Below are 12,235 nucleotides of genomic sequence, written 5' to 3'. Positions count from 1 at the left end.
AAGGAGCTGGCGGATGCCTGCTACTTTCAGACTTTCAGTATGTTGTGGGCTAATGCCACAATCCGAAACTCGATCCCTCCCAAAGAAAAACTGCGGAGCGACCGATTGCCCTTGATATGACCGAACACGCTTTCTACCTCAACTTTTCGTCGTGTATAGATGGCGGCTTTCTCTTCACATTCAAGGGCTGCATTTGCCTTCGCTTTCATTTCTTCGAAGATTGAATCCAACTTGACGATTTCTTTTTGCTTTCGTACACCACGGAACTCATTGATTGTCCGAAAATCGGGTTGTTGCATGGCAACCAACCACATGGCAGAGATGTTTTCTTTTATTCATTTCTCAATTCCTCAACAAGAATAGACTTTTTGGGAATAACCAAATAAGATGATTTTAAGCATCATTTTCGGATGAAAGGAGCTTCGACCATTTCGTCTACCACACGTGCCACATGATGTTCTGGAATGAGTTGTTCAAGATCATAAATCACTTGAATTTGGCGATTGTCATAAAGTTTGAAAGTAGGGGCTAATGGTCTTGTGGGTTTCTTTTTTTCCTTTGTTTCTGACAGAAGTGTTATCATGATGGCACAAAAAAATCGTCCTTTCGTAAATGTTGTCTGGTAACTTCATTTTACTAAAAGGACGATTTTTTTGTATTTTTTTAAAAAGGCTGTTAGAAAGTCAGCTTTAGCTGACTTTCTGGACACCCCCTTTTTGCAATAATTTAAGAAAAGGCTCCTACAGTCTGTTTCTTATTCATGATCAATTCAGACTGTTCAACAATATCTTTAAGAATGACTTCTGATGACTGAGAGAGGTGAAGGCTTTTTATATTTTGTTTCATTTGATTTAACCTTTGTTCATCAGCCAAAAGGGATGAGACGGATTCAAGAATTTCCTCGTGCCGATTGATGACAATCGCAGCACCTTTTTCTTCAAAGAATAAGGCATTCTCTTTTTCTTGTCCTGGTACTGGTTTATACAGAATCACTGGAACACCGATAGCAGTTGCCTCTGTAAGAGTGATTCCACCAGGTTTTGTAATCATACAGTCCGTTACTCTAAATAACTCGTCAATTTTTTCAATATACCCAAATGTTTTTAGTTTATGTGGGTGTACAGCTTCAAGTTCTTCTAATGAATTTTTTAATACAACATTTTTTCCACAGACAACGATGACTTGGACATCGTCTTTTTTAACGAGAGACTCGCACAGTTCCTTTACATTCTTAAGAACACCATGCGCACCAGCCATAATCAATAAAACCTTTTTATCTTTTGAAAGTTGATATTTTGCGTATATCTCTTCTGTATCGATGTCTTCTTCAAATTGACGGCGAATTGGGATACCGGTAATTTTCACATTGTTAGGATGTGTGCCTATCTCCACAAGCTTTTCTTTAACGTAGTCAGTTGCGACATAGTATTTATCAATGTGCTCGTGAACCCAAATTTTATGCAGGCAGAAATCAGTCATTACGTTAAAAGTCGGAATCACTTTTCCCATTCTTCGTCTATACTCAGGTACGACAATCATTGGGAACGTATTGATGATGATATCTGGTTTATGTTGTTTAACAAGTTGGTCAAGCCGTTTATTTCCCATCTTAAAATAAATATTAAACTTTCTTTTATTGTATATTTTATCAACTCCATAATAAAAGAGACGATAAAACTGCTTTCCGATAGAAAAACTTTTTAAATAAAGAAATTGTGTAATCTCAGATACAACAGGATTTGATTCTTGATACAAATTTGAAACAGTGACATTCTTAAAACCTAGCCGTTCACACTCTTTATAAAGAGTTTTGGCTACCTGAACATGGCCATTTCCATAATTTGCAGTCAGTATTAATATATTTTTGTTGATATTCAAACATATTCACCTCAATTAATTCAAACAACAAGAGCTAATTAGTAAAAAACAGAGTCAATCCCAACACATACCATACCATAAAATATTATTTTTTTATAAATGAAGAACAAAAAATTTAAGGTATTTTTAAAGTTTTTACAACAGAAGGGCACCAGACGGTATCTGCTTCATGAAAACTTTTATGATGTGAAGAAACTTTTTAAAATACTGACCCAAACAGTATTTTATCACATTTTGTCCGTCTTGCATCAGACTAGAGTACGAAAATTCATTTCCATTCGTATGGAGTTTCTTGGTAAACATAATAATTTAACCAATTCATGAACAAAAGAGTAGCATGTGCTTTCCAACGGTTGATAGGTAAAGCTCTACCACCTATGTCTTTAAAATAATTCAGCGGTGGGTCAATCTCGATGTTTTTTGCTAAATCTCTTTCATACTCTTCTTTAAGAGTATCTGTATCATACTCTGGATGTCCAGTCAAAAAAATTTGCTTTTCATCTTTTGAAACAATCAAACATACTCCAGCATCTTCAGAAACGCTCAGTACTTTTAATTGAGAGATTGCTTTTAAATCATCTATGTTAATATCTGTATGTCTGGAATGTGGTACATAGTAGAATTCTTCAAATCCTCTAACTAGACGCTCGTTTTTCTGTAATAATTTGTGTTCAAACACTCCAAACAGTTTTTTCGACAATTTTGCTTTACGAATCCCGTAATGATGGTATAGTCCTGCTTGAGCTCCCCAGCAAATGTGCAGTGTTGATGTGACATGTGTTTTGCTCCAGTCGAAAATCTCCTTGAGTTCATTCCAATACGAAACATTTTCATAAGGTAAATGTTCGATCGGCGCCCCGGTAATAATCATACCGTCAAACTTTCTGTCTTTAATCGCCGAAAAAGTTGTGTAAAATTGTTCTAAATGCTGCCGTGCTGTGTTTTTAGGTGCATGTGTAGCCGGAATTAAAAAAGTGAAGTATACCTGTAAAGGAGAATTTCCGAGCAGCCTTAACAACTGTGTTTCCGTTCTGATTTTTTGCGGCATTAAGTTAAGAATGACAATATTTAACGGTCTAATATCTTGATGAAATGCCCGTTTTTCATCCATGACAAAAATATTTTCACTTTCAAGAATTCGCCTAGCTGGCAAGTCGATAGGGATGTTGATAGGCAACACGCCACCTCCGGTTTTTTCCGCTGATTTTTCTTCATTATAGGAATTTTTTGACGATATTTCAATGAGTGAATTATGATACAATAAAAGAAGTATGTGAAAAAAATGGAAACCCATGTTGTGATGAACGAAAAGGAGGCTCTTCTAGTTTATGAAATCCCACTTATCAGACATTGAAATTGCTCAAAAAATTGAATTAAAACCGATCACTGAAGTTGCCCAGCAACTCTCTATAGATGACGGTGAATTAGAGTGTTTTGGTCACACGAAAGCAAAAATTTCTTTAGACATTCTTAACCGTTTGGAGGACAAGCCCGACGGACAGGTCATTTTAGTGACATCGATTAATCCGACACCTGCAGGAGAAGGAAAATCAACGGTTACGGTTGGATTGAGCCAAGCTCTGGCAAAAGCAGGTGAAAAAACGATTGTTGCATTGAGAGAACCTTCGCTTGGACCGACAATGGGTATGAAAGGCGGTGCAGCTGGTGGGGGTTATTCGCAAGTTCTCCCAATGGAAGACATCAATCTCCACTTCACAGGAGATATGCATGCTATTACATGCGCGAACAACGCTTTGGCCGCTTTCATTGACAATCATATTCATCAAGGAAATGAATTAAACATTGATATCAGAAGAGTGGTTTGGAAACGAACACTTGATTTGAATGATAGAGCATTAAGAGAAACTGTCATCGGATTGGGTGGTAAAGGGAATGGTTTTCCGAGAGAGGACGGTTTTGATATTACGGTAGCATCTGAAATCATGGCTGTTTTATGTCTAGCCTCAGATTTAAAAGATTTAAAAAAACGGCTTGCGGCTATGATTGTTGGCTTTACTGTCGATCAAAAACCAGTAACTGTCGAAATGCTAGGGGTTCACGGAGCACTTACACTGCTTTTAAAGGATGCTTTAAAACCGAATCTTGTACAAACCGTTGAAGGAACACCAGCACTCGTTCATGGTGGACCATTTGCCAATATCGCTCATGGATCAAACAGTTTGATTGCGACGAAAGTAGCTACAAAACTGGCAGACTACGTTGTAACTGAAGCTGGGTTTGGTGCTGATTTGGGTGCGGAAAAATTTTTACATATTAAAACAAGAGCAGGTCAATTTACACCTGGAGCAGTTGTGATTGTCGCAACAATCAGAGCGCTAAAAATGCATGGTGGTGTAAATATCGGCGATTTAAAAACAAAAAATATTGACGCTGTAAAAATTGGAATGGCAAACCTTGCAAAACATATTGAAACGATTACTGCATTCGGCCTTCCATATGTTGTTGCTCTCAACAGGTTTGTACAAGATGCTGAGGAAGAATTGGAAACGGTGCTTGATTGGTGCGAGGAGCACAGTCATCCTGTGGCATTGTGCAATGTTTGGGAAGAGGGAGGAAAAGGCGGGCTTGCCCTTGCCGAAAAAGTCATCAACGTAATAGAGAAAAAAGAAAACCATTTTTCCTATTTGTATGAATTATCAGATTCTATCGAGGAGAAATTAACGAAAATTTCTCGTACTGTTTATGGAGCTGAAGGAGTGAAATGGACAGAAAAGGCGAAAAAGCAGCTTATTGAATTAGAAAAGAATGGATTAGGGGACTTGCCTGTTTGTGTTGCAAAAACACAATATTCTCTATCAGACGATCCTGAAAAAATCGGTCGACCAAAAGGCTTTTTCATTACTGTCCGTGAATTAAAACCATCAGCGGGTGCCGGATTTATCGTCGCTTTAACCGGTAGTATTTTAACGATGCCAGGATTACCTAAGCATCCCGCAGCCCTAAACATGGATGTCGACGAAAACGGCAAGGCAAAAGGATTATTTTAATAGTTCGACAACTTCCTCCATACTAAAGAAAGGGAGAGGCATCATTTCATGAATCAGCAAAAAGAAAGGCAGCTAAACCAAATATCAACGTGGGTAAGGGAGAAGCTGATAAATGAAGGGACAGGACATGATTGGCTTCATATTACTAGAGTGCGCTCTTTAAGTATCGAAATTGCTAAAAAAGAACAGGCAGACCTGTTTATGACAGAAGCGGCTGCTCTTATACACGATATGATTGATGAGAAACTGTCAGAAAAGCACCGGGTTTCAGTTGATGAACTAAACAAACGGTTTTCAGAATGGCAAATAGAAAAAGACGAGGCCGACAAAATCCTTAGTATCATTACAAACATTTCGTTCAGGAATAGAGACAAAAATAAAGATGTTAAACTTTCAAAAGAAGGAATGGTTGTACAGGATGCAGACCGTCTTGATGCGATCGGTGCGATCGGAATTGCCCGGACCTTTATGTATGCAGGTTCGAAAGGTCACTTGATGTATCATGAAGGAGAATTTGAAAACATTCCTTCAGCGGTCGGCCACTTTGATGAAAAGCTTCTTCACTTAAAAGATTTGATGAATACAAAAACCGGTAGAAAACTTGCTGAAAGAAGGCATGATCTGATGGTCGCTTTTCTGAAAGAACTAAAAAAAGAATGCTCATGTACCGTCCAAACCGCATTGTTAGATGAGAAAAAGGCAGTATGGTAAAATGAGACTCGGGTTTAACAAAGGGGGAAGATCATGAAAATTAAGTCTATTGAACCGACACCGAGTCCAAATACCATGAAGGTCATTTTGACGAAAGAACTACCTAGCGGAAAAAGCAATAATTATAAAAAGGATCAGGCAGAAGATGCGCCTCCGGTTATTCGGCAAATATTAAAAATAGATGGTGTAAAAGGGGTTTACCATGTAGCAGACTTTTTGGCAGTTGAGCGCAATGCTAGATTTGACTGGAAGGACATCCTCCCCGCAGTTCGTTCCGCATTTGGAATGACAGGAAGTCAGGAAGCAAATCCAGAATCGTCTGTTGAAAGTGAATCATTTGGTGAAGTCAAGGTCTTTGTGCAAATGTTTAACGGAATCCCAATGCAGGTCAAACTGACTGATGGTGAGCGAGAAGAACGGTTTGGGTTACCAGAGAGGTTTCAAGAAGCCGTTCTCAAACTTAGAACGACCTCTCCTAATGTCGTGTCTGAACGCTCATGGAAGGAACAAGGGGTCAGGTTCGGTAATTTTACTGAAATCGGTCGTGAAGTAACGGAAGAACTTCAAGCCGCCTATGACGAAAATCGCCTTCAAAGACTAGCAGAATCTGTTGCTCAAGAGAACAAAAGCAGTGCCCTGCAAAGAAAGTCTTACAAAGTAACACTTGATATGCTTGATGAAGAAAATTGGCAAAAACGCTATGCTCATCTGGAACAGATGGATCCGAAAGAAGAAGACATCGATGTGCTAGAAAAAGCGATTCATGATCCAAAAACATCAATTAGACGGCAAGCCGTTGTTTATTTAGGCATGATTGATTCACATGAGGTTCTTCCACTTTTATATCAAGCCTTAAAAGATAAGACGATAACGGTAAGAAGGACAGCGGGAGACTGTTTGTCAGATATCGGAAATCCAGAAGCCATTCCGGCAATGGTGAAAGCTTTGGAAGATCCAAATAAGCTGGTGCGTTGGAGAGCTGCAATGTTTTTATACGAGGTTGGAGATGAAAGTGCACTCACTGCTTTGAAAAAAGTTGAAAACGATCCGGAATTTGAAGTCAGCCTACAAATAAAAATGGCCATTGAACGGATTGAACATGGAGAACAGGCAAAAGGATCTGTGTGGAAACAAATGACAGAAAGCCGTAAAAAATAAAACAGAAATTGGCGATTCATCCCCCATCTAATAATAGGTGCGTGATGAATCGCCTTTTCTTCTACTTCAATCGTTCAAATTGCCTCATCTATCATATCCTCACTTTTATCGTGTATAACGCCTATCAGGTCAGTTCACACCTTGACAGATTAAAGAATCCTTTCTGAAAACGTTTTTTATAAAAATATTTAGAATATTGTTGAAAAATAATTTGAAAATATATATAGTAGTAAACAATATCGAGATTCCGAAATGAGCAGTAAAACGGAAATGAAGACTAATGGTGAAATTCAGGAGGTTCAACATGGCAGGATTACGCAGTGATATGATAAAAAAAGGGATTGACAGAGCACCACACCGTAGTTTACTGCGAGCAGCAGGGGTAAAAGAAGAGGATTTTGAGAAACCTTTTATTGCTGTTTGCAACTCATATATTGATATTGTACCGGGACATGTGCATCTGCAGGAGTTTGGGAAAATAGTTAAAGAGGCCATCAGGGAAGCTGGCGGAGTTCCTTTTGAATTTAATACGATCGGTGTTGATGATGGAATTGCGATGGGCCATATCGGAATGAGATATTCTCTTCCAAGCCGGGAACTGATCGCAGATTCGGTTGAAACGGTGGTATCAGCTCATTGGTTTGACGGAATGATTTGTATACCAAACTGTGACAAAATCACACCGGGAATGATCATGGCAGCCATGCGAATCAACATTCCAACTATTTTTGTCAGCGGGGGTCCGATGGAAGCAGGAAGAACAAGTGATGGACGAAAAATCTCTCTTTCTTCTGTATTTGAAGGAGTAGGAGCATATCAATCTGGGAAAATGGATGAAAAGGGATTGCAGGAACTTGAACAATTCGGTTGTCCAACATGTGGATCTTGTTCAGGGATGTTCACAGCTAATTCAATGAACTGCCTTTCCGAAGCCCTTGGAATCGCACTTCCGGGCAATGGAACCATTCTAGCAACATCCCCTAAAAGAAAAGAGTTTGCCAAACAATCGGCCCACCAGTTGATGGAACTAATCCGCTCAGATTTAAAACCACGTGACATTGTCACGGAAAAAGCGATTGATAATGCGTTCGCATTAGATATGGCACTAGGTGGATCGACAAATACGATTCTTCATACATTAGCAATTGCAGGTGAAGCGGGTGTTGAATACTCGCTTGAACGGATAAATGATGTTGCCGCAAGGGTGCCGCACTTAGCAAAACTAGCACCTGCATCAGATGTGTACATTGAAGATTTGCATGAAGCTGGTGGTGTATCAGCTGTTTTAAATGAATTATCGAAAAAAGAAGGCGCACTACATCTGGATACAATCACGGTGTCCGGAAAAACACTTGGAGAAAACATCGCTGGTCATGAAGTGAAAGACTTCAAGGTTATTCATCCGATCGATCAGCCGTATTCAGAACAGGGCGGACTTGCCGTATTATTCGGCAACCTCGCGCCTGATGGAGCGATCATTAAAACGGGAGGTGTTCAGGATGGCATTACCCGTCATGAAGGTCCCGCTGTTGTTTTTGACTCACAGGAAGAAGCACTTGATGGTATCATTAATCGAAAAGTCAAAGCCGGTGATGTTGTGATCATTCGTTATGAGGGACCAAAGGGTGGACCTGGGATGCCTGAAATGCTAGCTCCTACTTCGCAAATTGTCGGTATGGGACTAGGCCCGAAAGTTGCTTTGATTACAGATGGGCGTTTTTCAGGTGCATCGCGAGGCCTTTCAATTGGTCATGTTTCACCAGAAGCTGCTGAAGGTGGGCCGCTTGCTTTTGTGAAAAATGGCGATCATATTGTGGTTGATATTGAAAAGCGAGTCCTGAAGATTGAGATTTCTGAAGATGAATGGGAAAAAAGAAAAGCAGAATGGCCCGGTTTTGAACCTAAAGTGAAAACAGGCTATTTGGCACGATATTCGAAGTTGGTTACTTCTGCGAATACCGGTGGAATGATGAAAATCTAGTGTTTGATATTTGCCTTTCTCTGTAGTATCCTTTAAATCAATGAATAAAGGTAACAGAGGGGGCTTTTTTTATGTCTTCAGCTTATGAAGAATATATGCGCCAGCTTGTTGTGCCAATGCGCCAAGAACTCGTTCAAGCAGGCTTTAAAGAATTAACAACCGAAGAAGAAGTGAAACATTACATGGACACTGTAGAAGGTACAACTCTTGTTGTTATCAATTCAGTGTGCGGATGTGCAGCTGGTCTAGCGAGACCTGCAGCTGTCCAAGCCATCGCGTCAAGCGACCATCGACCTGATCATGCTGTAACGGTTTTTGCTGGACAAGATCGTGAAGCTACGGCAAAAATGAGAGAGTATTTTAAAGGGTTGGAGTCTTCTTCACCTTCTATGGCGTTGCTGAAAGGAAGCGAGGTTATTCATTTTATTCCGCGTGAAGAAATTGAAGGTCATGATATGACGGATATTATGGAAAACTTGACAGCCGCTTTTAAAAAATATTGTTAAATGCCCCTTGAAACGGGCATTTTTTTGGAGAAAAAGATGATCATTACAACAAGCTACAGACCGACCGAAGCCACCGTAGCTACGGCAAAAAAAATCAGCAGGTTAATCAACGCTCGGTTTTGCGAACGGCGAAAACGACCGATTCATCTCATTCAGCTGAAGGAACAGGATGAAGTTCTTGTGGTCGGGAAAGAACGATTTGAGCTTTATTTTACGGATGGGGAAAAGTTCTTTTTTCATCCAAATTCGGCGATGTTCCGTGCCAAGCGATTATTAAAAGGAGAGACAGATCCGTTTATTGAAGCCTCCCAGCTTAAACCTGGTGACATGTTGCTCGATTGTACGCTCGGCCTCGGTTCAGATGCAATCATCGCCAGCCTAGTGACAGGTGAAAAAGGAACAGTTTGCGGCATTGAAAAAAGTCCGCTTCTTGCCTTTCTTGTTGAGACTGGACTGAAAACATGGGAGACGGATCTCACACCATTGAATGAAGCGATGAAAAGGATTCAGGTTCTGTCAGGCGACAGCTTTGAACACCTTAAAAAGCTTGCTGATCATTCTGTGGATATCGTTTATTTTGATCCGATGTTTGCTGAAGGAATCAAAGAATCTGACGGTATCTCTCCTTTAAGGAAACTAGCGAAGTTTGATTTTTCGTTTGCCGGATGTATAGATGAAGTACTGCGGGTAGCCAAAAAAAGAGTGGTCCTGAAAGACCACTGGAAAAGCCCGCGATTTGAGGCATACGGCTTTCGCGTGAAAAGGCGAAAAACAGCTCTGTTTCATTATGGTGTCCTCGAACTTGAATCTGATTGATGAAAACAAAACCTAAGGCCTAAAACCCTTAGGTTTTTTAATCGGCAATTTCCATGATGATAAAATAAGCGAGGCTGACCAATGAAGCAGTAATAAAAAGTCCTTCCACCATAAAGGATCACTCCTAGTTTTGGAATTTTCATCTTTGATTGTAAACGTTTTATTGCCAAAAGAAAAGATGAATTCTCCATTCATGTAAATTTGGTATGATTAATCTCGTCTATCAAGGTGGTATTTTCTTTTTCTAGTAATTCCCTCATCTCTTTTGAATGACTGAAAATTCAACATATGATAGAATAAGAGATAAAGAATGTAAAAACAGAAGGGAACCAACAGTCATGAAGATGTGGATGAGAAAAGCTCTAGTTGTCTTATTTACAATTGTGACATTCGGGCTTGTATCCCCTCCTGCAGCATTGATGATGGACAAGTCGCCAGAACATCAACGCATTCATCAAACAGGGCATACCACCGGATACCAGAATCGGAAAGAGTCCGAGCCAGATAAGGAGAAGAGCTCTAAATCTTCTTTTGAGATATATAAAGATGGCTTACTCTATGATGCAGAAAATCAGTCTTTTGAAAAATTTGGGGAGAGGATTTCTCCTGTGATTGAGGATGAGTACAGGGAAGAAGTACTTCCTAAAATTGAAGAGGTCATCGCCAGCTACCTGATGACATTAAAGGATAATGAGGCTTATCAAGATCTTGCGATAACGAAAAAACCGACATCAGGAAAAACAGAGAAAATTTTTCATGTGTATAACCGGATAACTGGCGAAGATGTCTTAAGATTTCATGTTCGCAGGGATCAGCCACCACTTAAAGGTTACTGGTTTAATTTTCACTATCATTCTGTAGAAGATGGATTTCAAAAACATCATCATCTCGGAAATATTTATTGGGATCGTAATACGCCACCTAATTGGATGAGTCATTAAAGGAGAAGAGTAAAAGATGAAATATACGATGAATGAAATGGTGCATTTGACAAAAAACATGCTCAATGAGCGGGGTGTAACAGTAGAAGATATTGCACACATCGTTCAAAAACTGCAGGAGAAGTATCATCCTAATCTGCCTTTTAGTGTGTGCATTGAGAATGTTGAAAAGGTTTTAAATAAACGGGAAATCGTTCACGCTGTTTTAACAGGTATTGCGCTTGATCAGCTCGCAGAGAAAAAACTATTACCTGAACCGCTTCAATATTTGGTTGAAACGGATGAACCACTTTATGGAATTGATGAAATTATTCCGCTTTCCATTGTAAATGTTTATGGTTCAATTGGGTTAACGAATTTTGGCTATCTTGACAAAGAAAAATTCGGAATTATTAAAGCGTTGGATTGTTGTTCTGATGATGAAGTGCATACATTCCTTGATGATATTGTAGCAGCACTTGCTGCAGCTGCAGCGAGTCGGATCGCTCATACGTATCAGGATCTAGAAGACGAAGAAAAGGAAGAACAAACGGAACATCAAAATGTCCAAGGATAGACGATTTGTAGGCTGATATGTTATTCTAAACCCGCTAAGCGGGTTTTTTTATGCCAAAAAGAAATGAAACGAATCCGGGAATTCCCTCGTCTGATAGTAGATGGATTTGCTCGTTTTCAATTCCAATAAAAATAAGCTCACAAACGTTTTAGATAGATGAATTAATTAGAGGAGGCAACATGAACATGATATCATTCATATTTGCTATGGACCGAAACAATTTGATCGGTCAAAACAATGATTTACCATGGCATCTTCCCGAGGATTTGAAGTATTTCAAAAAAGTGACGAGCGGGCATCCTGTCATTATGGGAAGGAAAACATTCGAGTCAATTGGAAAACCTTTGCCAAACAGAAGGAATATTGTAGTGACCTCAAACCGAAACATAACCATTCCCGGCTGTGAAATTTTGCATTCTGTCCAGGAAGTGGTGACATTTGCGAACAAAAAGGAAGAGTGCTTTGTTATTGGAGGTTCAACACTTTACAGAGAGTTACTCCCCTACGCCGAAAAACTATACATGACAAAAATTGATGAGGTGTTTGAAGGTGACCGCTATTTTCCGGAATTTACAGAGAACGAGTGGGAACTGGTTTCAAGAAGAAAAGGATTGAAGGATGACAAAAATCCCTATAACTATGAATTCCTCGTTTATCAAAAAAAAGGATAGGGAGGAGAG

At 39.6% G+C, this 12,235-nt stretch carries 12 protein-coding genes; 9 read left to right on the top strand and 3 right to left on the bottom strand.

Features of this window, described 5'->3' with window-relative positions:
* Window positions 1-26: 26 nt before the first annotated feature.
* The 3 genes from PDT38_RS03295 to metA form a co-directional block, all read right to left on the bottom strand.
* Window positions 27-299 (bottom strand): transposase, encoded by a 273-nt coding sequence (locus PDT38_RS03295; RefSeq protein ID WP_394356211.1) that lies wholly within the window; start codon window positions 297-299, stop codon window positions 27-29.
* Window positions 300-726: 427 nt separating this feature from the next.
* Window positions 727-1,878 (bottom strand): diglucosyl diacylglycerol synthase, encoded by a 1,152-nt coding sequence (locus tag PDT38_RS03285; RefSeq protein WP_270798999.1) that lies wholly within the window; start codon window positions 1,876-1,878, stop codon window positions 727-729.
* A 268-nt stretch (window positions 1,879-2,146) separates the two neighbouring features.
* Window positions 2,147-3,055 carry a homoserine O-acetyltransferase MetA gene (gene metA / locus PDT38_RS03280; protein ID WP_270798997.1) on the bottom strand — a complete coding sequence of 303 codons (909 nt, stop codon included), beginning with the start codon at window positions 3,053-3,055 and terminating at the stop codon, window positions 2,147-2,149.
* A 151-nt stretch (window positions 3,056-3,206) separates the two neighbouring features.
* On the opposite strand from metA, the gene PDT38_RS03275 reads away from it, so the two are divergent.
* The 9 genes from PDT38_RS03275 to PDT38_RS03235 all read left to right on the top strand — a co-directional run bounded on the left by PDT38_RS03275 (window position 3,207) and on the right by PDT38_RS03235 (window position 12,226).
* Window positions 3,207-4,886, top strand: a complete 1,680-nt coding sequence (locus tag PDT38_RS03275) for a formate--tetrahydrofolate ligase (RefSeq protein WP_270798995.1) — start codon at window positions 3,207-3,209, stop codon at window positions 4,884-4,886.
* A 48-nt stretch (window positions 4,887-4,934) separates the two neighbouring features.
* A complete protein-coding gene (locus PDT38_RS03270) occupies window positions 4,935-5,597 on the top strand; it encodes an HD domain-containing protein (RefSeq protein ID WP_270798994.1) in 663 nt (220 codons plus the stop codon).
* Window positions 5,598-5,630: 33 nt separating this feature from the next.
* Window positions 5,631-6,755: a conserved virulence factor C family protein gene (locus PDT38_RS03265; protein WP_270798993.1), complete on the top strand. Its 1,125-nt coding sequence runs from the start codon at window positions 5,631-5,633 to the stop codon at window positions 6,753-6,755.
* A gap of 304 nt (window positions 6,756-7,059) precedes the next feature.
* Entirely contained in the window at window positions 7,060-8,736 is a 1,677-nt protein-coding gene (gene ilvD / locus PDT38_RS03260) for a dihydroxy-acid dehydratase (protein ID WP_270798992.1), read from the top strand.
* A 71-nt stretch (window positions 8,737-8,807) separates the two neighbouring features.
* On the top strand, window positions 8,808-9,242 hold the full coding sequence (locus PDT38_RS03255; RefSeq protein WP_270798991.1) for a BrxA/BrxB family bacilliredoxin: 435 nt from the start codon (window positions 8,808-8,810) through the stop codon (window positions 9,240-9,242).
* Window positions 9,243-9,278: 36 nt separating this feature from the next.
* Complete coding sequence (locus tag PDT38_RS03250; protein ID WP_270798990.1) at window positions 9,279-10,058, top strand: class I SAM-dependent methyltransferase; 780 nt, start codon at window positions 9,279-9,281, stop codon at window positions 10,056-10,058.
* Between the two features lie 338 nt (window positions 10,059-10,396).
* A complete protein-coding gene (locus PDT38_RS03245) occupies window positions 10,397-10,999 on the top strand; it encodes a YpjP family protein (protein WP_270798988.1) in 603 nt (200 codons plus the stop codon).
* Between the two features lie 16 nt (window positions 11,000-11,015).
* Entirely contained in the window at window positions 11,016-11,555 is a 540-nt protein-coding gene (locus PDT38_RS03240; protein WP_270798986.1) for a phosphatidylglycerophosphatase A family protein, read from the top strand.
* 185 nt (window positions 11,556-11,740) lie between these two features.
* Entirely contained in the window at window positions 11,741-12,226 is a 486-nt protein-coding gene (locus PDT38_RS03235) for a dihydrofolate reductase (protein WP_270800106.1), read from the top strand.
* Window positions 12,227-12,235: the final 9 nt, after the last annotated feature.

The sequence above is a fragment of the Bacillus changyiensis genome, from assembly GCF_027706145.1.
GTDB classification, from domain to species: domain Bacteria; phylum Bacillota; class Bacilli; order Bacillales; family Bacillaceae; genus Bacillus; species Bacillus changyiensis.
Note: the sequence above shows the minus strand (reverse complement) of the source record. Positions and strands in the feature narration are given on the sequence as shown.